Source organism: Hymenobacter sp. IS2118 (assembly GCF_000715495.1).
Taxonomy (GTDB): Bacteria; Bacteroidota; Bacteroidia; order Cytophagales; family Hymenobacteraceae; genus Hymenobacter.
This window is the reverse complement of the sequence record NZ_JNLX01000170.1, coordinates 1-26,093: the sequence shown is the minus strand read 5'-3', so window position 1 is coordinate 26,093 and position 26,093 is coordinate 1. Positions and strand designations below refer to the sequence as shown.

Annotated in this window: 25 protein-coding genes and 1 pseudogene; 17 read left to right on the top strand and 9 right to left on the bottom strand. The window is 63.1% G+C overall.

Going from position 1 to position 26,093, the window contains the following annotated elements:
- Positions 1-751 (top strand): annotated as a pseudogene (locus GM79_RS25595) (ISLre2 family transposase); the annotation flags it as partial.
- Between the two features lie 318 nt (positions 752-1,069).
- On the opposite strand, the gene GM79_RS17935 reads toward GM79_RS25595, so the two are convergent.
- Complete coding sequence (locus GM79_RS17935) at positions 1,070-1,801, bottom strand: phosphodiester glycosidase family protein (protein WP_035566712.1); 732 nt, start codon at positions 1,799-1,801, stop codon at positions 1,070-1,072.
- A gap of 122 nt (positions 1,802-1,923) precedes the next feature.
- Here GM79_RS17935 and GM79_RS17930 point away from each other — a divergent pair, with 122 nt between their 5' ends.
- The 4 genes from GM79_RS17930 to GM79_RS17915 are packed head-to-tail and all read left to right on the top strand — an operon-like array spanning position 1,924 to position 5,308.
- Positions 1,924-2,181, top strand: coding sequence for a hypothetical protein (locus GM79_RS17930; protein ID WP_035566710.1), 258 nt, complete (start codon positions 1,924-1,926; stop codon positions 2,179-2,181).
- Between the two features lie 2 nt (positions 2,182-2,183).
- On the top strand, positions 2,184-3,377 hold the full coding sequence (locus GM79_RS17925; protein WP_051719035.1) for an ABC transporter permease: 1,194 nt from the start codon (positions 2,184-2,186) through the stop codon (positions 3,375-3,377).
- A gap of 49 nt (positions 3,378-3,426) precedes the next feature.
- Positions 3,427-4,731, top strand: a complete 1,305-nt coding sequence (locus GM79_RS17920) for a PP2C family protein-serine/threonine phosphatase (RefSeq protein WP_081867859.1) — start codon at positions 3,427-3,429, stop codon at positions 4,729-4,731.
- Positions 4,732-4,738: 7 nt separating this feature from the next.
- Complete coding sequence (locus tag GM79_RS17915) at positions 4,739-5,308, top strand: DinB family protein (protein WP_035566708.1); 570 nt, start codon at positions 4,739-4,741, stop codon at positions 5,306-5,308.
- Here the strand turns inward: GM79_RS17915 and GM79_RS17910 are convergent.
- Positions 5,271-6,782, bottom strand: coding sequence for an O-antigen ligase family protein (locus GM79_RS17910; RefSeq protein WP_035566704.1), 1,512 nt, complete (start codon positions 6,780-6,782; stop codon positions 5,271-5,273). The genes GM79_RS17915 and GM79_RS17910 overlap by 38 nt on opposite strands.
- Positions 6,779-7,861 carry a hypothetical protein gene (locus tag GM79_RS17905; RefSeq protein ID WP_035566703.1) on the bottom strand — a complete coding sequence of 361 codons (1,083 nt, stop codon included), beginning with the start codon at positions 7,859-7,861 and terminating at the stop codon, positions 6,779-6,781. Before GM79_RS17905 ends, GM79_RS17910 begins: the two co-directional genes overlap by 4 nt.
- Positions 7,862-8,000: 139 nt before the next feature.
- Between GM79_RS17905 and GM79_RS17900 the strand changes: the two genes are divergently transcribed.
- From GM79_RS17900 to GM79_RS17880, 5 genes are all read left to right on the top strand, one after another.
- Complete coding sequence (locus tag GM79_RS17900; protein ID WP_161787213.1) at positions 8,001-9,473, top strand: polysaccharide biosynthesis C-terminal domain-containing protein; 1,473 nt, start codon at positions 8,001-8,003, stop codon at positions 9,471-9,473.
- A 270-nt stretch (positions 9,474-9,743) separates the two neighbouring features.
- Positions 9,744-10,892: a glycosyltransferase family 4 protein gene (locus tag GM79_RS17895; protein WP_035566699.1), complete on the top strand. Its 1,149-nt coding sequence runs from the start codon at positions 9,744-9,746 to the stop codon at positions 10,890-10,892.
- Positions 10,893-11,103: 211 nt separating this feature from the next.
- The gene (locus GM79_RS17890; protein WP_035566696.1) at positions 11,104-11,652 is read left to right on the top strand and encodes a hypothetical protein; all 549 of its coding nucleotides are present in this window, start codon (positions 11,104-11,106) and stop codon (positions 11,650-11,652) included.
- Positions 11,652-12,344 carry a polysaccharide deacetylase family protein gene (locus GM79_RS17885; protein WP_051719034.1) on the top strand — a complete coding sequence of 231 codons (693 nt, stop codon included), beginning with the start codon at positions 11,652-11,654 and terminating at the stop codon, positions 12,342-12,344. Before GM79_RS17890 ends, GM79_RS17885 begins: the two co-directional genes overlap by 1 nt.
- A 5-nt stretch (positions 12,345-12,349) precedes the next feature.
- On the top strand, positions 12,350-13,459 hold the full coding sequence (locus GM79_RS17880; RefSeq protein WP_051719033.1) for a glycosyltransferase: 1,110 nt from the start codon (positions 12,350-12,352) through the stop codon (positions 13,457-13,459).
- 152 nt (positions 13,460-13,611) lie between these two features.
- On the opposite strand, the gene GM79_RS17875 is transcribed toward GM79_RS17880, so the two are convergent.
- Positions 13,612-15,090, bottom strand: coding sequence for a POTRA domain-containing protein (locus GM79_RS17875; protein WP_035566694.1), 1,479 nt, complete (start codon positions 15,088-15,090; stop codon positions 13,612-13,614).
- The gene (locus GM79_RS17870) at positions 15,080-15,469 is read right to left on the bottom strand and encodes a BlaI/MecI/CopY family transcriptional regulator (protein WP_035566692.1); all 390 of its coding nucleotides are present in this window, start codon (positions 15,467-15,469) and stop codon (positions 15,080-15,082) included. Before GM79_RS17870 ends, GM79_RS17875 begins: the two co-directional genes overlap by 11 nt.
- Before the next feature lie 152 nt (positions 15,470-15,621).
- On the opposite strand from GM79_RS17870, the gene GM79_RS17865 reads away from it, so the two are divergent.
- The gene (locus tag GM79_RS17865) at positions 15,622-16,389 is read left to right on the top strand and encodes a TatD family hydrolase (protein WP_035566690.1); all 768 of its coding nucleotides are present in this window, start codon (positions 15,622-15,624) and stop codon (positions 16,387-16,389) included.
- A 327-nt stretch (positions 16,390-16,716) separates the two neighbouring features.
- Here GM79_RS17865 and GM79_RS17860 read toward each other — a convergent pair whose 3' ends face one another.
- Positions 16,717-17,067, bottom strand: coding sequence for a hypothetical protein (locus tag GM79_RS17860; protein WP_035566688.1), 351 nt, complete (start codon positions 17,065-17,067; stop codon positions 16,717-16,719).
- Between the two features lie 51 nt (positions 17,068-17,118).
- Positions 17,119-18,441, bottom strand: coding sequence for a PAS domain-containing protein (locus GM79_RS17855; protein ID WP_035566685.1), 1,323 nt, complete (start codon positions 18,439-18,441; stop codon positions 17,119-17,121).
- A 290-nt stretch (positions 18,442-18,731) separates the two neighbouring features.
- On the opposite strand from GM79_RS17855, the gene GM79_RS23890 reads away from it, so the two are divergent.
- The gene (locus tag GM79_RS23890; protein WP_035566682.1) at positions 18,732-19,466 is read left to right on the top strand and encodes a DUF4386 domain-containing protein; all 735 of its coding nucleotides are present in this window, start codon (positions 18,732-18,734) and stop codon (positions 19,464-19,466) included.
- Positions 19,467-19,493: 27 nt separating this feature from the next.
- Here the strand turns inward: GM79_RS23890 and GM79_RS17845 are convergent, their stop codons facing one another.
- Positions 19,494-20,096, bottom strand: coding sequence for a hypothetical protein (locus tag GM79_RS17845; RefSeq protein ID WP_035566680.1), 603 nt, complete (start codon positions 20,094-20,096; stop codon positions 19,494-19,496).
- Between the two features lie 192 nt (positions 20,097-20,288).
- On the opposite strand from GM79_RS17845, the gene GM79_RS17840 reads away from it, so the two are divergent.
- The 3 genes from GM79_RS17840 to GM79_RS17830 all read left to right on the top strand — a co-directional run bounded on the left by GM79_RS17840 (position 20,289) and on the right by GM79_RS17830 (position 24,504).
- The gene (locus GM79_RS17840; RefSeq protein ID WP_035566676.1) at positions 20,289-22,550 is read left to right on the top strand and encodes a TonB-dependent receptor; all 2,262 of its coding nucleotides are present in this window, start codon (positions 20,289-20,291) and stop codon (positions 22,548-22,550) included.
- A 92-nt stretch (positions 22,551-22,642) separates the two neighbouring features.
- Complete coding sequence (locus GM79_RS17835; RefSeq protein WP_035566673.1) at positions 22,643-23,671, top strand: type IIL restriction-modification enzyme MmeI; 1,029 nt, start codon at positions 22,643-22,645, stop codon at positions 23,669-23,671.
- Positions 23,672-23,709: 38 nt separating this feature from the next.
- On the top strand, positions 23,710-24,504 hold the full coding sequence (locus GM79_RS17830; RefSeq protein WP_035566671.1) for a hypothetical protein: 795 nt from the start codon (positions 23,710-23,712) through the stop codon (positions 24,502-24,504).
- A gap of 5 nt (positions 24,505-24,509) precedes the next feature.
- Here the strand turns inward: GM79_RS17830 and GM79_RS23885 are convergent, their stop codons facing one another.
- Positions 24,510-25,391 carry a DNA-methyltransferase gene (locus GM79_RS23885; protein WP_035566668.1) on the bottom strand — a complete coding sequence of 294 codons (882 nt, stop codon included), beginning with the start codon at positions 25,389-25,391 and terminating at the stop codon, positions 24,510-24,512.
- Between the two features lie 44 nt (positions 25,392-25,435).
- Between GM79_RS23885 and GM79_RS17820 the strand changes: the two genes are divergently transcribed.
- The gene (locus tag GM79_RS17820) at positions 25,436-25,792 is read left to right on the top strand and encodes a hypothetical protein (protein ID WP_035566665.1); all 357 of its coding nucleotides are present in this window, start codon (positions 25,436-25,438) and stop codon (positions 25,790-25,792) included.
- Positions 25,793-25,909: 117 nt separating this feature from the next.
- On the top strand, positions 25,910-26,093 hold a 184-nt coding region (locus tag GM79_RS25075), incomplete at its 3' end, for a hypothetical protein (protein ID WP_200875625.1).

Here is a 26,093-nt window from a genome sequence, read left to right as displayed (position 1 = left end):
TGAAGCCGCCCCAGCGGGCATCGTCTATGCGCAGGCCGACGGGGCGATGCTGCTCACCGACGAGGGGTACAAGGAAGCCAAGTTGGGCCGCATTTTTGCCGCGACGGCCTTGCAAACGAGCGTGGTCGAGGAGCGCGGCGGGCACATTGCCGCGTCGATTTTTGTGGGCCATCTGGGGACGGCAGCCGCGTTTGGGGACAAATTTGCGGCGCAACTCGCCCCCTACAAAGACCAGGGGCGCGACCTGGTTTTTATCAGCGACGGGGCCATTTGGCTGCGCCAGTTCATCGAAAAAACCTGTCCCCGGGCCACGCTGATTTTGGACTTCTACCATGCCATGGAACACATTGGCCAGGCCGGCAAGGCGTGTTGGGGGAGCGGAAAAGCGGCTTCCGGCTGGTTTAAAGAACAACGCAAGCTACTGCTGGACAGTAAATTAGACCATGTCTTAGCCCATCTAAAGCAGCTCGCCATCGCCCCGGCCCTGTGCGAATCGGTCTGTGCTTACCTCGAAGCCAACCGCGACCGGATGGATTACAAAGCCTACCGCAAACGCGGCTTGTTGATTGGCTCGGGTGCCATTGAGGCCGCCCACCGCACGGTGATGCAACGCCGCATGAAGCGGGCGGGCCAACGCTGGGGCAAAAACGGCGCCCAACGCGTCTTGACCCTGCGCGTCTGCGCCATGAGTAACCGATGGCAACTGGTGCGACAGCAAATTGAACCCTTCAATCCCGCAAGAGAGGCCTAGCGACAATTTGAATTGCACCCTCTTGTAGTTGCGAAATTGAAGGGTCTTCGTGATGGCTGTGAGATGCGACTTTATGATTGTCGTATCCGAAGCTGCCGTTGCGAAGCAATGAGTCGTTATGAGCAGGAAAATCAGCGTTGGCAGGTATTTTCGGAGCGTCATGGAAAGGGTTTTTTGGGTGTTTGTTGCCGCAATTGTCGGGCTTGGTATCGGGGCGATGCATACCCACTGCAAGCCGGGAAAAAGCAGCGGCCAGTGGCCCTGAATATGGCCCGGCCCGCGCAATTTCGCAACAAAACGGATGCTTCGGGGAAGTTATTATCTTGGGGTTGTAACACCAATTATCACCCCAAAATCACCATCGTTCTGGGAGTGGCCGCTTGCCGGCGCGTAAGTGCGCGATACGAAACCGTCGAGGTACAACGCTTGCCGGCAGCCGGTTTTTCTGAAGTAGTCGGCGAAGTCGTAAAAAGATATTTTCCTTCTGGACATTGCCAGCAGCACCCGGCCATCGGGCAGCAGGCCCACGCCATTGCGAATTTGCCGGTTGGCCGAGCCCGGCCGGAAGGCAGGGTGGATGCGGCCGTCAATCACCAGCAGCGGGCCCGACTGAGTGGCGTAAGTCACGTTTTTGCTACTTCTGAAATCCGGGGTGCGGCAGATGTGGGCGGTGTTGTCGGTAGTCAGGTAGAAAACGCCGTTGGGCCGCAGGTAGAAATTGCCCGTGCCCGCCGCCGTATCCAGCGGCGCCACCGTTTTTTGGGCTTCAATAAACAGCCCCTGGGGGGCGTAGACAGGATTGAACATGCCGGCATTCATGGCGAAAACCAGCGTTTCGCCCCGCCCCGTCAGCCAGTTTCTGAGGTTTCCCAAGCTGCCAAAGCGGCGGTTGCGGTCGTCTTTCCAGTACAGTTTCAGGCTGGTGCGGCGCAAATCGGCGCGGTAGCTGATGAACGCCGGGCGATTGCCCACCGCCTGCCCAAGCACCAGAAGCGCCGCCAGTAGCGAAACGACCAGAAAGACGAGGGGCAAAACCTTGCGCTTGTTCACACGAATAAAAAATATAAATAACGAATAGCGGCGCCCAGAACGCTGCTAAAGGTAAACCAGCAACAGCCAAGCCCGCCGCCCGGCTTACATTTGTCCAACGACCTTTTTTGCCCCAATTCCCCGTGACCGACCCCGAATTCGACCTGCTCGACGAGCTGTACTTCGTCACCACCTTCCGCACGCTGCTGGAAAAGACCGGCTTGTCCGCGACCGCGCTGGAAGAGCAGCTGCGTAACCTGCTGGAGCAGGGCCTCATCCGCAGCTTCTGGCCCGACCCCGATACCGAGCTGGCCTACGAAACCACCTCCTTTGGCGCCATTGCCCGCGATGCCTCCTACCTGGCCTCCAAGGACGGCCTGTTGCAGCACAACACCCGCTGAGCATGACCACGGCAGTTTCGGCAGTAGCGGCAACCGCCCAGGCCGTGGCCCGGTCGCCGGGCTACTACGTGCGCCAGCGCCTGTGGCAGAACCGGCCCGCCGTGGCCGGGCTGGCCTTTATTGCCCTCTGCACGCTGGTGGCGCTGCTTGGCTACTGGGTGCTGCCCGATAATTCGCCCAACGCCAACCACGGCTTCGTCCAGATTCAGAAGGAGTCGCCGGGTCTGCGCGTGCAGCTGCTGCGCCAGCCCTTGTCTGCCCTGGCCCGCGACCCCGAGGCCGCCGATAACATTTTCGCCACCTGGCTGCACGGCCGGGAGCCCGACGCGCGGGAAACGCCCATTGGTGGCTACGAATTTGCCGGTGATTCCATCATCCTCAAGCCTTTTGGTCAGCATTCGGCCGAGGCTGGCCGGTCGCGGCGCCTGGCCCTGGCCGCCGTAATGGGCCGCGCCGGCCCCCGCGCCGAGCTTCAGGAGCAGGTAGTGCAAAACCATCTCACCACCCGCACCTACTGGCTGGGCACCGACAAAGCCGGCCGTGACACCCTGAGCCGGCTGCTGCTGGGCACCCGCATTTCCCTGGGCATTGGCTTCGTGGCGGTGCTTATTTCGGTAGTGTTGGGCATGGCCGTGGGCGCGGTGGCGGGCTATTTCGGCGGCTGGGTCGATTCGCTGCTGCTGGGTGTGATGACGGTGGTGTGGAGCATTCCGGGTATTATGCTGGTGATTGCCATTTCGCTGGCGCTGGATAGCAAGGGCGTGTGGGTCAGCTTCGTAGCCGTGGGCCTCACCATGTGGGTAGACGTGGCTCGCGTGGTGCGCGGGCAGATGCTGAGCTTGCGCTCGGCCACGTTCGTGGAAGCCGGGCGGGTGCTGGGCCTGCCCACCGCTCGCCTCATTGCCCGGCACCTGCTGCCCAACATGCGCGGGCCGCTCATTGTGCTGGCCACCAGTAACTTTGCGGCGGCCATTTTGCTGGAAGCCGGCCTGAGTTTTCTGGGTCTGGGCGTGCAGCCGCCCGCGCCCAGTTGGGGCCTCATGGTGAAGGAGGGCTACGACCTGCTCGGCACTGAAGCCGGCCTGTGGCTCACGCTGCTGCCGGGCGCTGCTATTTCGCTGCTGGTGCTCAGCTTTAACCTCCTCGGTAACGGCCTGCGCGACGCCTACGACCCTAAAACGCCGGTAGCCGGCTAAATTTGTCTCAGTGCGTGCGGGTTTCGCACGGGTTGCTTACCTTGCTCCTATGTCTGCTGCTGTTCCTCTTTCTTCGGCTGCGCCTTTGGCCGACTCTTCGGAGCTGCAGGCGGCCCACAATGAGCAAGTGAAGCAGCTGCGGCGGCAGCTCTTGCTCAAGCAGTTCGAGCTGGATACCGTGCTGGGCGTGGCCCACGACATGACGGCCCGCGACCACACCGTGGATGAGCTTTACCACATGCTGCGCCTCACCCTGCAAGGGCAGCGCAATGTGGTGCAGCTCCTGCTTTTCGCGCGCGAAGACAACGATTTCCGGGTGCGCGTTTCGCTGGGTTGCGACTTGGCCGAAGCCGAAAAGCTCACGCTTTCGCCCCACCTCATTGCCGGCGGCGTCATCCAGCCCCAAGCTGTGGAAGACCTGCGCCTGGGCCCCAAGTGGGACAAGTACGAACTCGTCATTCCCATTCTGCGCCAGAAACAGGTCGCGGCCTATGTCTTCGTGGGTGGCCTGCGTTCCGATTTCGACCGCCAGCAGCTCATTCCGTTCCTGGCATCACTGGCCAATACCCTGATTGGGGCCGTGGAAAACCGCCACTTGCAGGCCCAGCGCGTGGCCGATGCGGCCGTGCGCAAGGAAATTGAGATTGCGCAGGAAGTGCAGGCCATGTTGTTTCCGCGCACCCTGCCCAACGACAGTCACTTGTGCATCGAGCGCAGCTATGTGCCGCACACCGAAATCGGCGGCGACTATTACGACGTGATTGAGGTGGACGCCGACCGCCTGCTGCTGTGCGTGGCCGACGTGAGCGGCAAAGGCGTGCCGGCCTCCCTGCTGATGTCGAATTTCCAGGCCGGCCTGCGGACGCTGCTGCGCCAGGGCGTGGAGCTGGCCACCATCGTGCCGGAGCTCAACCACCTGCTGTTTCGCAATTCCGGGGGCGAAAAATTTATCACCGCCTTTTTGGGGATTTACGACCGCCGCACCCGCTGCCTGCGCTACGTGAACGCCGGCCACAACGACCCGCTGCTGATTGCCGACGACGGAACGGTGAAACCCCTGAAGGAGGGTACCGTGATGCTGGGCATTATGGAAGAGCTGCCGTTGCTGCGGGTGGGCGAGATTGCAATACCGCCGCGGTCGCTGCTGCTGCTCTACACCGACGGCCTGACGGAGGTTTTTGATGCCGAGGGCAACGAGTTTGGCGAAGAAGGCGTGCTGGGCGTGCTGCGGCGCAACCGCTACCTGCCGCTCGTCCGGCTGCACCAGCAGCTGCTCGCCACCATCGACGAATTTAGCAACGGGGATTCGCAGTACGCCGATGATGTCACGATTCTGACCTGCCGGTTTAAGTAGAATCCCCGTGCTTCCAACAATTCTGATTGCAGAAATCAACCAGCAGCTGGAAACGGATTTCAGTGCGCTAGCCAGTTGGTTTGACGCGGCCGAGGACCTGCGCCACTACCGGCCGGGCCACGGCGGCTGGACCATTGCCGAGAATCTGGAGCACGTCGCCCTTACCAACCATTACCTGCTTATTCTCATTGAGAAAGGCGCCACGAAGGCCCTCAAAAATGCGCATGGTCTGGACCTGGCCACGGAGCTGGCCGCCCGGCAATCGGTGCGCGCCCGCCTTGACGAGATTAATCAGCCCGGCGCTTTCACCTGGATGCGGCCCGACCACATGGCCCCGCAAGGGCTGAAAACGGGCCCCGAAGTGGCGGCCACGTTACGGCAGCAGCTGCTGCAGTGCCAGGCGGTGCTGAACCGCCTGCCCAACGGCGAAGGCGTGCTGTACAAAACCACCATGTCGGTACACGACCTCGGCAAGCTGGATGTGTACGACTTTGTGTATTTCCTGGGCAAGCACGTCGAGCGCCACCTGGCCCAGATTGCTAACGTGGCGGCTGCGTATTCGGCGGCAGCGCGCTAGCCGGCTCGTTTTCCGGCCCCGCAGCCAGCCAGGTTTCGGCGCGTATCAGCAGCGCCAGGCAGATGAAGAATACCGGGCCCACCTTGTCCACTTCCACCAGCTCATTGAGGGTGAGGTGGAAGACGATGATGACAAAAGCGAGCACGGCGGCCAGTACTACGCGCTGCACCTCGGGCCGCTGCCGGGCGCGGTGGTAGAGGGTTTCGGCGCGCAGCAGGGCGGTGGCCACCAGCAACACGAATAGTAAAAAACCGGGAATGCCCTGCTCGGCCAGCTGCAGCAGAAAGTAGTTGTGGGTGGTCGATTTCTCGCGGTTGTCGCTCACGTAGGTGCGGAAGCTCTTGATGGTGTAGCGCTTGTATTCCGGGTAAAAGGTGGCCGCCCCGCTGCCCACGAGCGGCTTGTCGGCTATCATGCGGGCGGCAGCCACCCAGCGGTACACCCGCTCCATGCCCGACACGTCCTGGAGCTTGTAGGTGGCGGTGAGGTGCTTTTCGAAGTTCTGCCCGTTGAAAACCGTGCGCTCGTAGTTGGGTGCGAATTCCATGTAGTTGTCGCCGCTGGCCACGTAGCCCACGCCCAGCGCCGTGCCCAGGGCCACCGTCACCAGCATCAGGCGCGTGAGGTGCCAGCGCATGACCAGGTAAAACAGCCCGGCGATGGGCAGTGACAGAATTGAAGCCCGCGTGTAGGAAGTCAGCAGGCCGAATAGCAATATCCCCAGCCCCACTTGCCACGCCAGCCGAACGCCGGCCGTGCGGGCCGCCCGCATGGCCAGCCACCCAAACGGGATGAGCAGCGCCAGCATGGTAGCATAGATGACGTGGTTGTGAAAAAACGGCTGTATCGCCCAGTTAATAGCCTCAAAGCTAAAGCCTTTGCCAGCGTGTCGGGCCGCCACGTACAGCACGCTCAGGCAGGCACCGGTGGCGTACACGGCCGCAAAGCGCCAGGCTTCGCGCGGCCGCTGCACGATGAGTAGCGTGCCCAGCAAAAACGGCGTGATGTACCAGGCTTTAGCCAGCAAGTACTTGATGGACTTGATTTTATTGACCGAAAATGCGGCGTCCGTAGCCGTCCAGAGTAGCATGAGGGCCAGAATGAGCACCAGCGGGTGCAGCCACTCGCGCGCCGGCAGCCGGGCAGTGCGCAGCAGCAGCGCCAAGCCCACGCAGGCCGTGAGCACCAGCATGAGCGGCTCGGAAGGCACGTCCATGCTCAGCCCGCCAAACAGGCTGATTTCCTCCGTAAAAGGCAGCAGGAAAAACAGCAGGTAGTACAGCCAGCGCCACTCTACCAGCGCCACGGCCCCGCCCACCACCAGCAGGCCGGGCAGCAGCAGGGCCGGCTGCTGCCGGAGCACGGCCGCCGCCCCGCCGCCCACCAGCAGCAGCACAAACCCCACAAAAATGAGTTGGGCGCCATCCAGTGAGCGCCGGAGCTGGTGCAGCCGCTCGGTCACGGGCGGATTCACGCCGGGCGGGCGGCCCCAAGCCGGTTGTGGCGGTACAGCTCCAGCAGCGCGATGAGCACCACCGACAGCGCAAAAGTGGCCAGCACCGAACCCAGCACGATAAGCGTGCGCACGGGCTTGAACTTGCGGGTGGCCGGGTAGGCCTTTTGCACCAGATACAAGCTGGAAATCCGCCCCTTGATGCTCAGCTCGGCATTCTCGAAGGCCGAGCGGGCGGTGATGAGGCGGTTTTGCAGGTCGGTGACGCGACTGGTGAACATGTTAAGCGAGTCGGTGCCTTGCACGTAGCTTTCCAGGTTGATGAGGTTGCCGCCGTCGGTGCGGGTGAGGCCGCGCAGGGCCCGGCGCAGGCCGGCCACGTCGCCGCCGCCGCCTTCGGCCTTGCGCAGGGCCGCTTCGGTTTCGATGATTTCCTTGGCCATGTAGCGGCCCTGCATTTCGAGGCCGTAGATGCCGTAGCGGCGGCGGGCGCCCACCAGCTCGCGGCGGCTGCGCTCGAAGCTGATGCTGAGATAGTCGTAGCGCTGCTTGTAGAGTTCGAGCACGGTGCGGCGGTTGTCCAGGGTCAGCTGCTGGTTCACCGAGTCGATGACCTGCACGATGGCATTCGCTACTTCGGCGGCCAGGTTCTTGTCTTCATCGCTGAAAGCCAGTTCAATAGCGTCGCGCTCGTTGCGTACGATATTAAAGTTGCTGCTGAACTCGCTCAGTACAAAATTGTCGGTGGCATCGTCGCCGGGCGGGCCGGCCTCGTAGTGCTTGTACAGGTCGAACTTCTTGATAATCAGTTCGGCCACTGGCTGCGACTCGCCAATGGTGATGACCCGGTCCAGGTCTTCGGCCCGGCTGGCCAGCTCCAGCTTGCCGCGCGTTAGGGCGTTGTCTTCCAGCAGGCGGTCGGGGTCGGCCGTTTGCGGGTTGGTCGGAATAAACACAGCGGTGGAGCGGTACACGTTGGGCAGCAGCAGGGCCACCACCACGCTCACCACGGCGGCCAGAACCACGGCCCCGGCCACGAAGTATTTCCAGCGGTTGATAATGGGCCCCAGGCCCACCAGCGAGAAAGAAGGTGCAGACATATTAGAAAGGAAGGCCCCGGCTCCGCGCTGAAATAGTTGGTAGCAAGCGGAAGCGTGGCGGGCAAAGATAGCCCCAAAACGGCCTGTTGCGGCCTCTGCTCCGGCGCGGTGCGTAGCTTTGCGGGGCCGGCGCGAGCCGGTGGTTTTCCTCTCCGGACTTAGCTTACGCAACGGTATCAAACGGTTTTTTGGCAATATCAGCTTCGTCGTCCTCCTCAACCTGCTGGTGAAGCCGGGCTGGGTGGTGGTCGAAAACCTGGTGCAGGACCGGCTCGGGCACGCCACGTTTGGCCTCATCACGGCCCTTTCGGCCCTCACCCTGGTGGTGGCCGCTCTCGCCGACCTGGGCCTGACGCCCTACTCCGTGCAGCGCGGGGCCGCCGAGCCCAGTTTCATGGCCGAAACTTTTCCCACGCTGCTGCCCCTGCGCGGTGCCCTCAACGCCGTGGCCCTGGCCGCCATGCTGGCCGTGGGCTGGCTCCTGGGCTACCGGGGCAACGAGCTGCTGCTGCTCGGCGCCATTGGTACGGCGTTGCTGCTAGCCCAGTATGGGCAGTTTTTGCGCGGCACGCTGCAAGCCCGCCAGCAGTTCAACACCGATGCCGTGCTGTCGGTGGTCGAGAAATTTTTGCTGCTGGGAGCGGTCCTGGTGCTCATTCCGGTGGGCCTCACGCTGCCGCGCTACGTGGGCGCCCGGCTGGCGGCGGCGGCCTTTACCACCGTGCTGCTCTACGGGTTGATGACGCGCCTGCTGGGCCGCGTGAAGTACCGCTGGCACGCGCCTGTGGCCCGCACGGCGCTGCGGGCCAGCCTGCCTTTTGCCCTTATGACCTTGCTCTACGGGGTGAACGAGCGCATCGACATGGTGATGCTGGAGCGCCTGGCTTCGCCCACCGAGGCCGGCTACTACGCCGGCGCCTACCGCTGGGTCGATGCCGTGATGATGTACGCCTGGACGGTGCTGCCGCTGTTTTTTGCAAAGTTTGCCAGCGTTTCGCGCGATGCTGGGGCCCAGCGTCAGCTGCTGTGGTTCGGGCAGCGTGTGCTCACGCTGCCGCTGCTGTTCGTGGTGGCTTTCGTACTGTTTCGGGGTGAGGTGCTGTTTTGGCAATTCACGCGCAGCACCCCGGCCGAAGTGGTTCGCATGACGCTCTGCCTGCAAATCCTGATTGTTAACGTGCTGGTTCACGGGTTTTTTGCCATCTACAGCACCTTGCTCACCAGTACCACCCACGAGCGGGCCGTAAGCTGGCTGGTGGCCGGCAGCATCTTCCTCAACATCGGGCTGAATCTGTTTTTGCTGCCCCGCTACGGCGCCGTGGCAGCCTCGCTTAATACGCTGCTGTGCGCCGTGGCCGTGTCGGTGGGCTACCTGGTGCTGGTGGCGCGGCGCACGGCCGTTGGCGTGCCCTTCCGGCTGCTGGCGCGCCTGTTGCTGGCGTTCGGCCTGCTGTGCGGCGCCTGGTACATGCTACAATTCGGCCTGAACAAAGGGCTGAGCTGGTGGCTGGAAGCCGGGCTCATGGGCGTTATTTTTGGGGCAATCATCCTCGGTACCGGCCTGGTGCGCCGGGCCGAAATCAGCCAGCTGGTACTTGGAAAAGGCAATTAATAATTAAGAATTAGTAATTAAAAAATGTCGCCTTCAGTCGTGTTGATGACGGCAGGTCTAGCGGGCGACTATTAGTCACAATTCCTGATTAGGGCTTCCGTTCCAAACTTTACCTATCTGCCCCAGCATTTGAAAACGCAGCTGAGGCGTTGAAAACCTCAAAAACCTACCAGAACCTAAGTGCCTTCAGCGACTGCAAAAGCAACTGTGAATTTTGGAACGGAAGCCACAATTCTTAATTACTAATTCTTAATTATTAATTAAAAAGATATGCATATCGCCGTCAACACCCGGTTTTTGCTGCCCGGCGACCAGCTCGAAGGCATTGGGCGCTTTACCTATGAAACGCTGCGCCGGCTGGTAGCCCTCCATCCGGAAGTGACGTTCCATTTTCTTTTTGACCGGTCCTACGATGCCCGCTACGTGCTGGGCCCCAACGTGGTACCGCACGTACTGTTTCCGCCGGCGCGGCACCCGTTGCTGTACATTGCCTGGTTTGAGGGCGCGGTGGCGCGCTGGCTGGCCCGGCACCGGCCTGCGGCCTTCCTCAGCCCCGACGGCTTCACAACCCTACGCACCCGCGTACCCCGCGTGACGGTTATTCACGACCTGGCTTTCGAGCATTTTCCGCTCGATGTGGGCCTGCTGCAACGCAAGTACTACCACTGGTTCATGCCGCGCTTTGCCAGGGTTTCGGCGCGGGTGGTGGCCGTTTCGGAGGCGACCAAGGCGGATATCGTGCAGACGTACGGCTTGGTGCCCGCCAAAATCAGCGTGGCCTACAACGCCCCGGCCGACCTGTTTCAGCCCCAGCCCGAGGCCGGGCAGCGCGAGATTCGGCGGCGGTTCAGCCACGGGCAGCCGTACTTTTTGTTTGTCGGCGCCCTGCAGCCCCGCAAAAACCTGGGCCACCTGCTGCGGGCCTTCGACCAGTTTAAAACTGCCGGGGGCGTCGCTGCTGCCAATGCGCAGCTGCTGATTGTGGGCCGCAAAGCCTGGAAAGCCGGCCCCATCCTCACGGCCTACCAGCGCATGGCCCACAAAACGGCGGTTCACTTCACCGGCCGCGTCGTCGATGCCGATTTGGCGGGGTTGTATGCCGCGGCCCGCGCCACGGTGTATGTGCCGTATTTCGAAGGTTTTGGGATTCCGATTGTGGAAGGCCAGGCCAGCGGTTCGGCCGTGCTCACGTCCAATCTAAGCTCCATGCCCGAAGTAGCCGGCGCAGGCGGGGCCCTGCTGGTGGACCCGAACGACGTGGCGAGCATCGCCGCCGGCCTCACCAAGCTGTGGGACGATGCCGATTTGCGCCGGCAGCTCATCGCTCAAGGGCACGAAAACCTGCGCCGCTTTTCGTGGGCCCGCAGCGCCGACGTTTTGTGGGAAGCCCTGGAAGCTGCCATGCGGGAGCAGATGTAGGAACGCGCCTTGGCGCGTTCGGCGTCTGAGTGGGCGTTTCCCGGCAAGCCGCTTTCGGACGCCGAACGCGCCAAGGCGCGTTCCTACAACCCTGCGTCTTGGTGCGGTCTGGCACTCAGGAAGCAAGGCTTTTCTGATGCCCTGACGCCGCAAACGCTGTATTGATTGAGAAATTCTTCTTCCTCGTGAACGCAAGCCTTACTTTTGTGGCATGGCCCGGTCGCACCCCTACAATTTTACCCACGTAATGCTCCCGCAGATGGCCTGGCGCCGCCCGGCCGCCGTGCGCCGCGAGCTGAGCGACCCCTACCTGGCCCGCGAGCTGCTGCTCTATATGTGGGAGAAAGCCGCCGAAACCCTGCCCGCTGCCGAGAAAGTGGCGCCCAAGGGCCTGCGCCTGAGCTGGCACGCGGTGGCTGGCCGCGCCACCGCCTTGCTGCACCTGCCGCCGCCCCAGTCCACCATGGAAGCCCATTATTCGGCGCTGGTGTATGAGGACGGCGAGGATGAGCACGATACGCCGGATGCCCCCGAAGCCCGGCCCCGCTATTTCACCCTGGAAGCCGCGCTGGGCCTGAACAGCGCAGCCGGTTCGGCCACGCTGGTGGGGGAGTGGGCCGGCGAAGTGCACCGGCACCTGGGCCGCGGCCCGGCCGGCGGGCAGCCCGGCACCCACCTGGCGTTTCTCGACGCCCTGGCCTCGGTGCTGGGGCCGCGGCCCGATGCGGAAGTGCCGTTTATGCGCGTGGTGCGCTCCTGATGCTGCTGCCGCTACGCACCCGGCTCGACGCCGCCCTGCTCACGCGCCCGCCGCGGCTGCTGCACGCCCTGCTGCCCGGCTGCGAGTGGACCGGCCCCGCCCGCGCCGCCAATGGCGCTCCCGTGGTGTACCTCACGTTCGACGACGGGCCCATTCCCGAAGAAACGCCCTGGGTGCTGGAGCAGCTGGCCGCCTTCGATGCCCGCGCCACATTCTTTTGCGTGGGCGAAAACCTAACCCGCTACCCCGAAATTGCTCGCGCTACCCTGGCGGCGGGGCACCGCCTGGGCAACCATACCCAGCGGCATCGCAGCGCCTGGGTTAGTACGCGGGCCGGCTATTTGCAGGATATTGCCGAGTGCCAGGCAGAATTAGCCGGGCTCGGGCTGGCACCGGCTATCGGATTAGAAGCGCCCGAGCTGCTTTTTCGTCCGCCCTACGGTCGGCTCACCTGGCCGCTGCTGCGGGCCCTGCGCTCCCGGTACCGCATCGCCATGTGGTCGGTGCTGACCCGCGACTACGACCCGGACCTGAGCCCCGAAAACTGCCTGGTTTCGACGCTGGCTACCGTGCGGGCGGGCGACATCGTGGTGTTTCACGACAGCCGTAAGGCCAGCGCCCGGCTGCGGTTCGTGCTGCCCCGGCTGCTGGCGCATTTGGCGGCGCAGGGCTTTCAGTTTGCCACGCTGTGAGCGGGATGGTGCTTTTCCTCTGCTCAGCTTTTCTGGTCGTTTGGCTGCTGGGCATGGCGTACGCGGCCTGGTGTTTTGCCACCCGGCGCGGGGCCCCGCCCGCTCGGCCATTGCCGGCTCCGCCGCCCCGCGTGAGCGTGCTCATTGCGGCCCGCGACGAGGCCGCCGCCCTGCCGCGCTGCCTGGCCAGCCTGCGGGCCCTGCACTACCCCCCCGAACTAATGGAAGTGCTGCTGGGCGATGATGCCAGCGCCGACGGCACGGCGGCAGTGGCCGCCGCCGCCATGCAAGGCTACGCCGGGCAGTTCCGGGTCGTGCCCATTGCTGCAAATTGGGGGCAGGCCAGGGGCAAGGCCAACGTGCTGGCCCACCTCGCCAAAGAGGCCGCCACGGAATATTTCTTTATCACCGATGCCGACATCAGCCTGCCGCCCACCTGGATAGCCGGGCTGCTGGCGCACGCGGCGCCGGGCGTAGGCACAGTCACGGGCATTACGGCGGTGCGCGGGCCGCGACTGTTTCATCGGCTGCAAGGGCTGGATTGGCTGCTGTCGCTGAGTTTGGTGCAGATGGTGAGTGACTTGGGCCGCCCCGTGACGGCTATGGGCAACAACATGCTCGTGACCCGCGCCGCCTACGAGGCCACCGGCGGCTACGAGGCGCTGCCCTTTTCCGTCACCGAAGATTTTGCCCTTTTCAAGGCCACGCTGGCGCAGGGCTACGGCTTCCGCAACGTGTTCGCGCCCGCCGTTCGGGCCGATTCCTTGCCCATCCTCACCTGGGCGGGTTTGCTGAAGCAGCGCCGCCGCTGGCTAAAGGGCGTGGAAGCACTGCCGCTGCGCCTGCGCCTGGAGCTGGCGTTTTTCAGCGGGTTCTGGCTGGCGCTGGGGGGCGTGGCGTGGGCGGGCGGGCCGGGGCTGGGGCTAGGGTTTTGGGGGTTGAAAGTGCTGGTGCAGGGAGCATTGGCACATTTTGCGCACCGCCGGGCCGGGCTGCGGCTGGCCTGGCGCCTACTGCCGCTGTTCGAGCTCTACACCATCGCCCTGACCGTGGGCCTGGTGGGCTACCGGCTGCTGGGCGGCGGCATCGTCTGGAAGGGGCGGCGCTACGAGTAAGGCAGGCGCAAACCAAAAGGGCCACTGCTACGCGCGCGGTGCGTTTTCCAGCTTGGTGTACAGTTTTTGAAAGAATTAAAAATGAGGAATTAAAAAAATGATGGTCAAATTTTTAATTCCTCATTTTTAATTCTGTTCAGATGGGCGAGGCGCTATTTTTCCTCCACTACCAATTCAATATCGACAAAATCGGTTGGCGTGTTCGGGCTCATCACCGGCTGGGGGTTGATGGCGATTTTGGCCGGGTTGATGGTGCTCTGCTGGGCCAGAATGGTTTGGGATTTCATCAGGTTCGCGCGGCTGAAGTCATCACCGGTGCGCAAGGGCAGCAGGCGGAGCAGGGCGGCGGTGCCTGTTTTCGGGGTTCCGCTCATCGTGATGTTGCGCAGCCTGGCTTTCCGGCCCTCGTTGAGGGTGAAGGCCAGGTCGGTGGTGCCGTCGGGCTGGCGTGTGGCTTCGGGGCTTACGGAGAAGAACAAGTAGCCGTGGTCCATGTAGCGGGAGGTGAGGTCGTCGCCATCGGGGGCGAAGCTCAGGCGCTGCGCTACCGCAGCCGAGTCGTAGGCGTCGCCGGTTTTCAGGCCCAGCGCCTCATTCAATTCAGCCGTTGACAGGTAGGTATTGCCCTGCCACGTGATGCGGCCAATGCGGCTGGTGGCGGCCGGCGGCGCGGCCGGGGCAGTGGCGGCTGGCGTGGCGGCAGCGTCCGGAGTGGGGGCGCCGGTGCAGGCGGTGGCGGCCCAAGCGAAGCCGAATACGGGCAAAACGAGCAGAAAACGAAGCTTTTGCATCGGAGAGGAAGTTGGTTGGGTGAGCATTTTGATTCGCAGAAAAATTTGTTGGTTGGAAAAAGCGTGGGCCAGGGCAAACGGGGGCTGCCGGGCTGCCAGCTTTATCAGCAGCTCGCCGTAGGGCCGGGGGCCGTCCTGGGCGCGCGCCACGGCTTTATCGGCCAGGTATTCGTGCACGGTTTTGAGCTGCTGGCGGAAGTAGGGCAGCAGGCCGTTGAACCAGAAGAGCACGCCCAGGGCCTCCGTCAGCAGCAGGTCTAGCGTGTGCTTTTGGCGCACGTGCACGCCCTCGTGCAACAGAAGAAGCCGGTGCTCTTCGGCACTCAGGGTCTCGTGCAGCGGCGAGAGAAATACGTGCCGGCCGAATGAAAACGCGGGCAAGCCGGGCGCGGGCAGGTGCACGATGGCGAAGGCGCCCAAATCGGTGCGCGGGTGGCGCCTGATGAGCTGCGTGAGGCCGCGCAGGTTGCGAGTGGCCGCCAGCAGCTTGTAGAGTGCGCCAAGAAGATAAACCCCCAGCAGCCCAGGCAGGACCAGGCCGGTCAGGTCCGGGCCAGTTTCGGTGAGAGCAGCAGGCGCGGCCATTGCCCCGGCCGTCCAGCTCAGCCGGAAGGGGAGAGGCCCCGTAGCGGATGCTGCCGGGCCGGAACCGGCCAGCAACGCAGCCAACCCCGGCAACGCCAGCAACGGAATGACCATACTCGCCGCCAGCGCGCCCAGCAAATAAGCGCGGTTGGCCGTGAAGGAGGTGAGTCGGGCCAGCAGCAGGCGGTAGGCCAGCGCAAACACAGCCAGGCAAAAGCTGGCCTCGGCCAGGTAGCGCAAAAAGCTACTTGCCATCGCCGTCGGGTTTGGAAGTGGTTTCAGCGTCGTTGAGCAGGTCGAGCAGCTGCTGCTTTTCGCGCTGGCTCAGGGTTTCCTCCACCATGAAGGAAACCAGGGCCGTGGGCGAATTATCGAAATACTGCGTGAGGATGCGCTTGAGGCTGGCGGCCCGATACTCGGTTTTGCTGATGAGCGGGAAGTACTCGTAGGTTTTGCCGTAGGCCCGGAAGCCCACGTAGGCCTTGCGCTCCAGAATGCGCACCACCGACGACACGGTGTTGTAGGGCGGCTTCGGGTCGTCGGGCAGCTGCTCGATAATATCCTTCACAAACGCTTTCTTTAGCTTCCACAGCGCCTGCATGATGCGCTCCTCGGTTTTGGTCAACTCTTCCATAGCGTAAATGTATAACTGATGAATCAGTTTTGAAACTTAATTATCAGTTATAAAACGTAATTGCACGTTTTCAGATGATTTTGGCCGAAAACGGAGTCTGTAAGCGAAAAAATTCGTGTTCGGTCCGCTTCCAACCCGACCTTTGCCGCACTATGCGCATCACCGATTCCCACGCCCACCTCTACTCCGAACAGTTCAAGCCCGACCGGCTCGACGCCCTGCGCCGCGCCCAGGAATCCGGCGTAACGACCATCGTAATGCCCAACATCGACCACAGCAGCATCGACGCCATGCTGGAGCTGGAGGCGCAGGCGCCGGAAACCTGCTTCGCCATGATGGGCCTGCATCCGTGTTCGGTCACCCGCAGCTTCGAGCAGGATTTGTACGAGGTGGAAACCTGGCTGGGCCGCCGGCCTTTTGCCGCCGTGGGCGAATGCGGGCTCGATTTGCACTGGAATAAAACCCTGCTCGCCGAGCAGCAGGAAGCCCTGAAAATTCAGTTGGCGCTGGCCAAAAAGCACAAGCTGCCCATCGTGCTGCACACCCGCGAAGCCTTTGCCGAAACCGTGGCCCTGGTGGAGGCGGCCCAGGACGGCACCCTGCGGGGCGTATTCCACTGCTTTTCGGGCACGCCCGCCGAGGCCGAGCAGGTGCTGAAGCTGGGCTTTATGCTGGGCATTGGCGGCGTGGCCACCTTCAAAAACGGCGGGGCCGATAAGGTGCTGCCCGGCCTCGACCTGAAGCACTTGCTATTGGAAACCGACTGCCCATACCTGGCGCCGGTGCCGCACCGCGGCAAGCGCAACGAGCCCGCCTACCTGCCACTGGTGCTGCATAGAGTGGCCGCGCTGCTGGGCAAGGACATGGAAGAAGTGGCCGAGGCTACCACGCGCAACGCGGCGGCGCTATTCAACCTGTAGCATAGGGCTAAGCGGAGGGTGCGGCCATGAATAGAATTAAAAATGAAAAATGAGAAATTAAAAATCTAACGGTCAGGTTTTTAATTATCTCAGGACTTACGCCCTCAGCCGCTGGCGCGCGTCTCTGACGCGTGGCTTGCTGGCTTGGCGTTTCCAAAAGCCGCCGTTCGCTCCGTCTGGTCTCGTTGCCCCCGCGCGTCAGAGACGCGAAGCCAGTGGGCAACGCGTCGGAGACGCGCGCCAGCGGCTGAGGGCGTAAGTCCTATCTTCATAAAACTGGATATTAATCTGGAAACCGCGCTAAGCGGAGGGTGCGGCCAGGGTTTTTTACAGGCTGCTTTCCAGGGTCAGCAGCTGCCGCTCAATCTGGTCGGCGAAGGCGTTGATTTGGTCAAGGCCGGTGCGGGCTTCTTCAATCTGGCCCCGCTGGTAGCGGGCGGCTAAGTCCTGGCCGGTGCGCAGCATTTGCTGGAGGGTGTTTTCCAGCTCGCGCACTGCGGCCAGGGCGCCGAATTCGGGTTTCAGCACCGTCTGTATCCACTGGGCCAGCGGGTTTTCGCCGTAGGCAAACAGGGCCGGCTCCGTTGCGCGGACCCCGTAGAGCACCGAGCGCAGGCGCGACTTAAAGAGCACCTGTTTCACGCGGGCCTGCTGAAAGTCGAAAGGGGAGAGGGGCATGCCGGACGCTACAAAAGCCAGAATAGAAACGGACGCAAAGGTATGCTTTGCTTAGGAAGCCAAGCCGCTGTCGGCGGCGTTGGTGGCGGTGTTGGTGGCCCGGCCGCCGAGCTGCTTCAGGGCCTGGCGGGTGAGCACCAGCTCCGAAACATCGTAGGCGTAGGCCGTGATGCCGGCCGGCTGGCCGTTTTCCTCAAAGCGCTGGTAGGAAAAGTTGAAGTAGCAGTCGCGGAGCTGGCCGTCGGGGCTGGCCAGCTGCACCAGCAGCTCCTGGGCCACCATGGGCTCACCGGTGCGAAACACGCCGTCGAGTACCGCGATGATGCCCTGGCTCACGACTTCGGGAAACACCTCCGCCACGGTTTTGCCTACCAGGTCCTGCTGGCCCACCAGCTCCCGGAAGCGGGTGTTGGCAAACTCGTAGCGGTGTTCGGGGCCGCGCACCACACTAATCATGGCCGGGGCGTCGGCAAAAAGGTCCAGCAGGATTTGGCGCTGCTGCTGGGCCCGTTGGTACTGTTCGTAGGCCTGGTCCGAGAGCAGGGCCTGCTGCTCGTTGGCTTCGAGCAGCTCGGCTACCATAAGCTTCTGTTCGTGAATGTCGGCATTGCAGCCCACCCACATCTGAATCTGACCGTCGGGGCCGAGGCGGGGTACGCCCGTGGCCAGGTGCCAGCGGTAGGAGCCGTCGTGCCGCCGCATGCGGTACTCGGCCTGGTAGGAAATGCCCTGTTCGCGGGCGGCTTCCCAGCGGGCGGTGGTGGGGCCTACGTCGTCGGGATGCAGGTCGGCCACCCAGCTTATGCCCAGGGTGTCGGCTAGGGAGCGGCCGGTAAAATCGGTCCAGCGGGTGTTGAAAAATTCGGCCCAGCCGTCGGGGCGGGTCGTCCACACCATCAGGGGCAGGCTTTCGAGGATGAAGCGGTTGCGCTCGGTGGCCTCGTCGAGGGCGCGCTGCACGGCGGCGGTGTGCTGGGTGGCTTCGGTTACGTCCTCCGAGAGTTGCAAAATGTAGCGCAGCTGGCCGTCGGCGTCGAGCTGGGGGTGGTGGGTAATCTGCCAGTAACGCTCCTCGGTGCCGCCGCCCAGCGCGGCGGGCCGGGCAATGTCGTAGCGCAGCAGCGGCATTACGTGGGCCCGTAGCGTGCGCCGCACCGTCTCGTGCGAGGCCAGCAGGTCGGCCTGGCTTTGAGGGTCGCCGGGGTAGGCATCAAAAATGTGGCGCCCCACTGCCTGCTCGCGGGGCAGCATCGAGGCGGCCACGTGCTGGTCGGAATTGCCAAGGATGGTGCCATCGGGGGCCAGCAGCAGGTAGGCGCCGGGCAGCGTCTGGAACAAGGCTTGGTAATCGATGGAAGCAGGAAAATCAGCCATGGAAGAAAATTATGGACGCGAAACGGGCGGGAAGGGGGCGATGCCGTGGGTAAAGCCGGGCCGACAAGAAAAGGTTATGGCTGGCAAAGTTCGTGGTTTTTCGGCTTCGTGCAAGTATGTTAAGGAGAGGCATTGCCGTTGTTCGGGGCAGCAAGTTGATTGAAGCGCGGTCCGACTACAAGCCGCCGGCTGGTTCCCGCAAGTAACCAGCCGGCGGCGGCGCGGGATGCGATGGAGAATACGATTGCTACATTTGACCGGCGCTGGTATCAATTAAGCGCTATCCTGCAATGGCTATTCGTTCGCTTGAAACCGCGCCCCTGGGTTACGCTCGCCTGGGCGGGGCGCTCTACCTCGTCATCATTTTGTGCGGGCTTTTCGCGGAGGGGTTTGTCACGAGCAAGCTGCTGGTGGGAGGCGACGCGGCCGCCACGGCGCGCAATATTCTGGCCGCGCCGCTGCTCTGGCAGGTCGGGGCGGCGGGTAATGTGCTGGTGGTGCTGTGTGCCGTGCCGCTGCTGTGGATAGAATACCTGCTGCTGCGGCCCGTGAGCAAAAGTGTGGTGCTGCTGGCCTTGTTCTTCAATCTGGTTTCGTTGGGGGTGGAGGCCGTGAGCAAGGTGTTTCTGCTGCTAGTGCTGCCCACCCTGGAAAGTGCCCAGTACCAGCAGGCCTTTGGCCCCCAACAGGTACCGATGCTGGCCAACTTCGCGCTGAAACTCCACGAAATCTCCTTCAATGTCGCGCTGCTGTTTTTTGGCTTCACCTGCCTGGTGAACGGCTACCTGCTGGTTCGGTCGGGCTATTTCCCCCGGATTATAGGCGTACTGATGCAGGTGGCGGGCACGTGTTACCTGGTGGCCTGCTGGGCGTCGCTTTTCGCCCCGGTGCTGGCCGGTAAGCTCCTGCCCGGCGTGCTGCTACCCTGTCTGGTTGGCGAATTGTCCTGGTGCCTGTGGATGCTGATTAAAGGCCTGGATAGCGCGAAGTGGCAGGCGCGCGTGAGCGAGAACCAGCGCGCCTAGCCGGAAGCCCGTGGTTTTCACCAACCGCTAGTACTTCACATCGAACCGGCCATCGGTCACGGCCAGCGAATCGGTTTGGCTGTAGAGCATGCCTTCAAACGTGCCGCTCACGATGCGCTGCTGCCGGTCGAGCTTGCGGATGAGCAGGCGCACGGGACGGCGGGCTCTGCTGCTGTAGCCCCGATAGGGAATCAGGTCGATGGCCTCCATGTGCTCGTCGTATTGGCCGGGTTGGGTGCGCACGGAATCGTCTCCAAGCAGGCGCAGCCCGCCCAACGTATCGGAGAGCAGGAACGTGAGGCCGATTTCGCGGTCGTAGAATTCTACACTGTTGCGCACGCCCGTCATTATGCCTCGCACCTCAAGCAGCGGCGGCACCGCACTGGCCTGATACACCTGCAACACATTGGGTTCCCAGGACGGGCCGATGCCTCCTCTCATGGCGTGGCTGCCCAGCACCGTCCACGTCTGCGTGCCCAGCACGCAGCCCAGGGTGTTGGCGCCGGTTTCGGTGTAGGCCGGCAGCTTGGCGCGGGCAAATTCCTCGTTGTTGTCGTATTCGTTGCAGCTTTTGGTGCAGGCGCTCAGCGGGAGCAGGGCGAGGTAGGTGAGGAAGGTGCGGTAGCGCATGGCAAGGTAGATTAGTCGGGATAGGCAGCGAATATACGGAAGGAGGTGCCGTGGCGCAACACCCCACCCCCGGCCCAGGGCCATCCCAACGTTCCGACGCTCCATCCGCCTCATCCGACGCTTGGGGGGCGGCAGTTTTCGGCCGGCCGGCCGGCCCGACACCTTTGAGCCATCACCTGTCCGCTGGCTCCTATGAAAACCTCGCTACTCCCGCTGCTGCTGCTGCTGAGCATCGCCCCCGCTGCCCTGCACGCCCAAACTGCCCCGCCCGCCAAAGCACTCAGTCACTCCGCCACTCAGTCACTCACCGGTACCGTGCGCGACGGGGCCGGCCAGCCGCTGCCGGGCGTGAATGTGTTTTTGAAGGGCTCGTTCGATGGCGTGAGCACCGATTCGCTGGGCTGGTTTGGGTTTGATACCCGCCTCACCGGTGCCCACACGCTGGTGGTGGCCTACATCGGCTACGAGCCCCAGGAGCTGCCCGTGCTGCTGGGGCAGGGGCCGCTCGCGCTGCCCAACATCCGGCTGAAAGCCAGCCGCGCCGCCCTTGGCGACGTGGTGGTGACGGCCGGGGCCTTCGAGGCCAGCGACGAAAAGCGCAGTAGCGCGCTCAAGCCCCTCGATATTCTGACCACCGCCGGGGCCCTGGCCGACGTGGCCGGGGCCCTCAACACCCTGCCCGGCACCAGCCGCAACGGCGAGGAGGGCAAGCTGTTTGTACGCGGTGGGGCGGCCGGCGAAACCAAGCAGTTTCTGGATGGGCTGGCGCTGCAAAGCCCCTACTCGGCCAACGTAGGCGGGGCGCCGGCGCGGGGCCGGTTTGCCCCCACGCTGTTTAAGGGCACTATTTTCAGCACCGGCGGCTACTCGGCCGAATACGGGCAGGCGTTGTCGGCGGCGGTGATTCTGAACTCGACGGACCTGGCTCCGGAAACCCAGACCGGGATTACGCTGCTCTCGCTGGGCTCGCTGGGCGTGTCGCGCACGCAGCGCTGGGAGCGGGCCTCGCTGGCCGTTACCGGCGACTATATGAACATGCGGCCCTATTTCGGCGTGGTGCCCCAGCAGCTGCTCACGGCCCACGAAACGATGAGCAGCTCGGCCGCCTACCGGCAGCGCACCGGCGCCAACGGCGGCATGTTCAAGGCCTACGGGGCCGTGAGCCGGGCGCACACCGGCGTGCGCACGCCGGCCGTGGGCTGGGAAAACGGCCAGCCCGTGGACCTGCGCAATAACAACGCCTACCTCAACACCAGCTTCCGCAGCTACCTGCGCGGCGGCTGGAGCGTGAACACCGGCCTGGCCGCCACCCGCGACGAGCAGGCGCTGAACCTGGGCGTGCAGGGGAGCGCGCCGGCCATCAACAAAGTGCGGGAACTGGAGCAGTCGCTGGTGGGGCGGGTGGTGCTCACCAACGACTCGGTGGGCACTTACTGGAATCTGAAAGTGGGCGTCGAGGGCCTGGGCCAGCACGTAGCGCAGGATGCCCGGCAGCTCGCCGAGGGCCAGCCAGCCGACCTGCCCCGCCGGGCCTTCGACGAGCAGCGCGCCGCCGGCTTTGCCGAAGCCAACATTTCCTTCACCAGCCAGCTGGCCGGCCGGGTAGGGGGCCGCGCCGAATACTCGGCCGTGCTGGGCCGCTGGAACGCCGCCCCGCGCCTGGCGCTGGCCTATCAGCTCGATGCCGACAACCAGCTATCGGCCGCCTTCGGCCACTTTTACCAGACGCCGGCCAACGACCTGCTGCTCTCCGGGCAGCGTAGCCCCGGCCTGCGCTTCGAGCGCGCCGACCATTACCTGCTCACCTACCAACGCCTCAACGGCAGCCGCACGCTGCGGGTGGAAGGCTACTACAAAGACTACCGCCACCTGCTGCGCTTCGACGCCGCCCGGCCCTACGCCCCCGGCGCCTACCAGAGCACCGGCAGCGGCTACGCCCGCGGCGTCGATTTCTTCTGGCGCGACCGCAAAAGCCTGCCGGGGCTCGACTACTGGGTGAGCTACGGCCTGCTCGACACCCGGCGCCAGCAGCGCACCGACCCCGCCGTGGCCACGCCCACCTTCGCCTCGCGCCACAACCTGAGCGTGGTGGGCAAGTACTGGTTCGGCAAGCTGCACACGCTGGTGGGCGCCACCGTCAACTACAGCAGCTCCCGCCTGTCCTACGACCCCGGCTTCCGGGCCTACCGCACGCCCAGCTACCAGGAGCTAAGCCTGAACCTGAGCTACGTGACCACCATCCAGAAGCACTACACCGTGCTGCACCTCTCGTGCTCGAACCTGCTGGGCCGCGCCAACGTGTTTGGCTACCGCTACGGCGCCGCGCCCACCGAGCAGGGCCAGGCCTACGAGCGGGTGCCGGTGCTGCCCTCGGCTCCGCGCATGGTGTTCGCCGTGCTCATGGTGAGCATCAATAAAGCCCGGCCGGCCGATACGAGCGTGGCCCCGGAGTAGGGGGTGGCCCCGCAGGCGCGGGCACGGGCTTGGGGAAAATTATGGGGAAACGACCAGAATTCCTCCCAAGCCCGCGCCCTACCTTCGCCCCCATGCTACCCCTGTTCGCCCCCGCCCCGGCCGCGCTGCCCGCCCCGCTGGCCACCTACCTCCCCGCCCAGGCCCTGCCCGACTTTGCCGCCCGCGTTGCAAAGCTGCGCCAGTGGCAGCAGCGCATTGCCTCCGGCTACGTGACCAGCCAGAAGGAGGAAGCCCTCCAGGCCGAGTTCCTGACCCTGGTGTTTGGGCAGGCGCTGGGGTACGAGTGCGAGCGGCCCGACTACCGCCAGCTGCTGCTCGAAAAGAAAACCAACGTGGACGGCACCAAGCCCGACGGGGCGCTGGGCGACTTCGCCGCCGATGGCAAGGGCGCCCTCGGCGGCCCCACCCGCGCCGTAGTGGAGCTCAAGGATGCCCGCACCCTGCTCGACGCCAAGCAGAAGCTGGGCGCCAAGGGCCGCGCCGAAACCCCCGTGGAGCAAGCCTTCAGCTACCCCTCCAAGATGGGGCCGAGCTGCCGCTGGGTTATCGTGAGCAACTTCGTGGAGCTGCGCCTGTACGCGGCCAACGACCAGACCCGCGCCGAAGTCTTCAACTTCCGCACCCTGCCCGACGATGCCGCCGCCCTCACCCGCTTCTTTGCCCTGCTGGGCGCGGGCCAGCTGCTGCCCGCCCCGGCCCAGCCCGATGCCCCCCTCGACCTGGCCCTGCGCCAGCGCCAGGAGCAGGAGGCCCGCATCAGCAAGGAGTTTTACCGCGACTACCGCAAGGCCCGCCGCGATTTGCTCGACCACCTCATTGAGCAGAACCCCGCCGTGGCCCCGCTCGACCTGCTCCAGCACACCCAGAAGCTGCTCGACCGCGTCATCTTCATCTGCTTCTGCGAGGACAAGAACATTATCCCGCGCCTCACCTTCCGGCGCTTGCTCGATGCCGTGCGGGCCAACGTGTTCGACCCCGCCGACGACAAGATTTACCGCACCGTGCGCGGCCTGTTTCAGAGCATCGACCTGGGCAACCCGCTCGCCAACATCAACCGCTTCAACGGCGGCCTCTTTGCCCCGTATTATTTTGCTGCTTAAGCTTCGTCAGTTTATCCATTCCTACAACTCATTGATTCATGCTTACTCCTACCACGCAGGCGCGTATTACTCGCATCGTCTCGTATTTGCCACACCTTCGAGAAGGGCAGCTAATATGGGTTGAGCGCATCGTTTTGCAGTTCCGGCAACCAAAAACGTTTGTCGTAAACCCAGTTAGTAACTTGGTAGATAACTGCTTCCTGGAGGATTTTGGTGATGCATTACGTTTACACCACTGTTTTTCTGATGATGCGTTCGCCAAAGACAAGTTTGAGTATACAGCTGTGCGTGTATGGCAGCAATGTGGCCGCCACGCGACAATGGCACCACGGGGAAACCCTGGTCATGATGTTACGGTCGGTGCGGAGCGTATTTCATTAAAAACCCAAGCAGACCGCAACTTGCGATTGGGCGTAATCAATATTCATAAATTTATGGAACTGGGTCGCGGCAGCTGGACTGATAATCCCGCTGATTTAGTCCAACTGCGTGACCAGTATTTAGCTCATCTAAGTAGTTACGACCGAGTGTTAGTTTTGCGCAATACTGCTTACCCAACGCCAGCAAGTCCTTTTTGGCGCTACGAGTTGCTTGAAATACCACTTGTACTCTTAGCGGCGGCAAAGCATGGGACACTTAAAATGATGCAGGATAGCCGCCAAATGCCCAAGCCGGGCTACTGCTACGTTCTGGACGAAACAGGAGAACAAGCTTATCGGCTTTACTTCGATGGTGGCACCGAGCGCAAATTGAAGGTGCAAAATATTCGTCGGGAATTATGCATCGTCCACGCCACTTGGGAATTTGTAATTCATGAATTAGACGAGGCGTAGTCTGGCTAGAGTGCTAACGCAGGTAATTGCAAAGTGCGCAAGCGCTTTTCAGCCAACGCGGCATATTCAGGATTTAACTCAATGCCTGTGCAGTTGCGGCGCAACCGTAAACTGGTTTCTCCTACGGTGCCGGAACCAAAAAAAGGGTCGAGTACATGCCCCCCTGGGGAACTGCCCGCTTTAATGCAGGGGGCTACTAAGGCTGGTGGAAATACAGCAAAATGTGCCTCTCGATAGGCCTCTGTATTGATGGGCCACACAGTGCGTCGGTTGCGAGTAGTGCGGCCATCTTGCGTTGGCTCGACGATGGCCGCATGGTCGTAATAATAGCTCTCTGATTTAGTGAGTAGAAATAGATACTCGTGCGACTGGGTAGGACGGTCCTTAACTGATTCAGGCTGGCAGTTGGGCTTGTGCCAGATAATATCGGAGCGGAGGTACCAACCGTCAGCCTGCAAGGCAAAGGCTACCCGCCACGGCACACCGATTAGGTCCTTTGGCTTGAGCCCGGCTGGGGTAGGAGGCCGGTAGCTCATTGCCCGAGCTGGATTTTTTTTGTCGGTGTCGCGCCAAGTACGTCCGCCACTCGTGTAGGAATCACCAATGTTCAACCAGAGGGTTCCATCTGGGCGCAACACGCGCCTTACTTCCCGAAAAACACGCACGATATCGGCTAGGTAATCAGCTAGCTCCATTTCAGCTCCTATTTGCCCACCAATCCCATAGTCCCGCAATCCCCAATAAGGCGGACTGGTAACGCAGGTGTTGAAGGTGTCGTCAGGAAGTTGCGTAAGTACTTGGCGAGCATCACCCAACAGTAGGCGGCAGGTTGGTGCATCGGGCGAAGGCTCTGCTACAAAAGAAGCGGTAGAATCGTTTACTAACATCGGTTGACTATTTATAGAATATGCCGCAAGTTACTACTCGGGCTATGCTATTGGGGTTTTATGTGGCCGACGAGCTGCTGGCCGGGCACCGCGCCCTGCACGCGGCCGAGGCCGATTTCGCCGCCCTGCTCCGCGCCGAGCTGGGCCTGGCCGCCCCCCTCACCGGCAAGCTGGCCCCCACCCAGGAGTGGAAACCCTGGAGCACCGCCCTGCAAAAAAGCATCAAGCGCGACCTGGGCCTGAAAGAAAAGGCCGAGTGGCTCCAGTACCACGCGGCGCACCAGCAGCAGCAGGCCGCCGCCCGCCAGCACCTGGCCCGGCGCGATGCCGCCCTCGACCAGCTCGTGTACCAGCTCTACCAGCTCACCCCCGCCGAAATCGCCTTGGTCGAAGGGGCATAGCCAGCCTGCCACTAGCTCGCCGACGGGCGCACCGCAGTCGGGTACCTGCTTTTTTTTCGATGGCTACCCGACATCTTTGTCGGGCACCGGTCTAAAAAAAACAGGTGCCCGACTCCTATGTCCGTTCAGCACCGTTTGCCGGCCTCCCATTCGCCCACCGTGGCCGCGCTGGTGCGGCGGCACTTTGCCCTCACCCAGGCCGAGCTGGGGCAGTGGCTGGGCGTGGCGCAGGCCACGGTGGAGGCGGTGGAGGCCGGCCGGCGGCAGCTCTCGGCCCGGCCCGATGCCCGCCTGGGCCGCC

What these genes read in the sequence shown, in the direction of transcription:
- GM79_RS17925 (WP_051719035.1), top strand. Translation starts at nt 2,184, where the DNA reads ATGACCACGGCAGTTTCGGCAGTAGCGGCAACCGCCCAGGCCGTGGCC.
- GM79_RS17920 (WP_081867859.1), top strand. Translation starts at nt 3,427, where the DNA reads ATGTCTGCTGCTGTTCCTCTTTCTTCGGCTGCGCCTTTGGCCGACTCT.
- GM79_RS17905 (WP_035566703.1), bottom strand. Translation starts at nt 7,861, where the DNA reads ATGTCTGCACCTTCTTTCTCGCTGGTGGGCCTGGGGCCCATTATCAAC.
- GM79_RS17895 (WP_035566699.1), top strand. Translation starts at nt 9,744, where the DNA reads ATGCATATCGCCGTCAACACCCGGTTTTTGCTGCCCGGCGACCAGCTC.
- GM79_RS17890 (WP_035566696.1), top strand. Translation starts at nt 11,104, where the DNA reads ATGGCCCGGTCGCACCCCTACAATTTTACCCACGTAATGCTCCCGCAG.
- GM79_RS17885 (WP_051719034.1), top strand. Translation starts at nt 11,652, where the DNA reads ATGCTGCTGCCGCTACGCACCCGGCTCGACGCCGCCCTGCTCACGCGC.
- GM79_RS17880 (WP_051719033.1), top strand. Translation starts at nt 12,350, where the DNA reads ATGGTGCTTTTCCTCTGCTCAGCTTTTCTGGTCGTTTGGCTGCTGGGC.
- GM79_RS17875 (WP_035566694.1), bottom strand. Translation starts at nt 15,090, where the DNA reads ATGGCAAGTAGCTTTTTGCGCTACCTGGCCGAGGCCAGCTTTTGCCTG.
- GM79_RS17870 (WP_035566692.1), bottom strand. Translation starts at nt 15,469, where the DNA reads ATGGAAGAGTTGACCAAAACCGAGGAGCGCATCATGCAGGCGCTGTGG.
- GM79_RS17865 (WP_035566690.1), top strand. Translation starts at nt 15,622, where the DNA reads ATGCGCATCACCGATTCCCACGCCCACCTCTACTCCGAACAGTTCAAG.
- GM79_RS17860 (WP_035566688.1), bottom strand. Translation starts at nt 17,067, where the DNA reads ATGCCCCTCTCCCCTTTCGACTTTCAGCAGGCCCGCGTGAAACAGGTG.
- GM79_RS17855 (WP_035566685.1), bottom strand. Translation starts at nt 18,441, where the DNA reads ATGGCTGATTTTCCTGCTTCCATCGATTACCAAGCCTTGTTCCAGACG.
- GM79_RS23890 (WP_035566682.1), top strand. Translation starts at nt 18,732, where the DNA reads ATGGCTATTCGTTCGCTTGAAACCGCGCCCCTGGGTTACGCTCGCCTG.
- GM79_RS17845 (WP_035566680.1), bottom strand. Translation starts at nt 20,096, where the DNA reads ATGCGCTACCGCACCTTCCTCACCTACCTCGCCCTGCTCCCGCTGAGC.
- GM79_RS17840 (WP_035566676.1), top strand. Translation starts at nt 20,289, where the DNA reads ATGAAAACCTCGCTACTCCCGCTGCTGCTGCTGCTGAGCATCGCCCCC.
- GM79_RS17835 (WP_035566673.1), top strand. Translation starts at nt 22,643, where the DNA reads ATGCTACCCCTGTTCGCCCCCGCCCCGGCCGCGCTGCCCGCCCCGCTG.
- GM79_RS17830 (WP_035566671.1), top strand. Translation starts at nt 23,710, where the DNA reads ATGCTTACTCCTACCACGCAGGCGCGTATTACTCGCATCGTCTCGTAT.
- GM79_RS23885 (WP_035566668.1), bottom strand. Translation starts at nt 25,391, where the DNA reads ATGTTAGTAAACGATTCTACCGCTTCTTTTGTAGCAGAGCCTTCGCCC.
- GM79_RS17820 (WP_035566665.1), top strand. Translation starts at nt 25,436, where the DNA reads ATGCTATTGGGGTTTTATGTGGCCGACGAGCTGCTGGCCGGGCACCGC.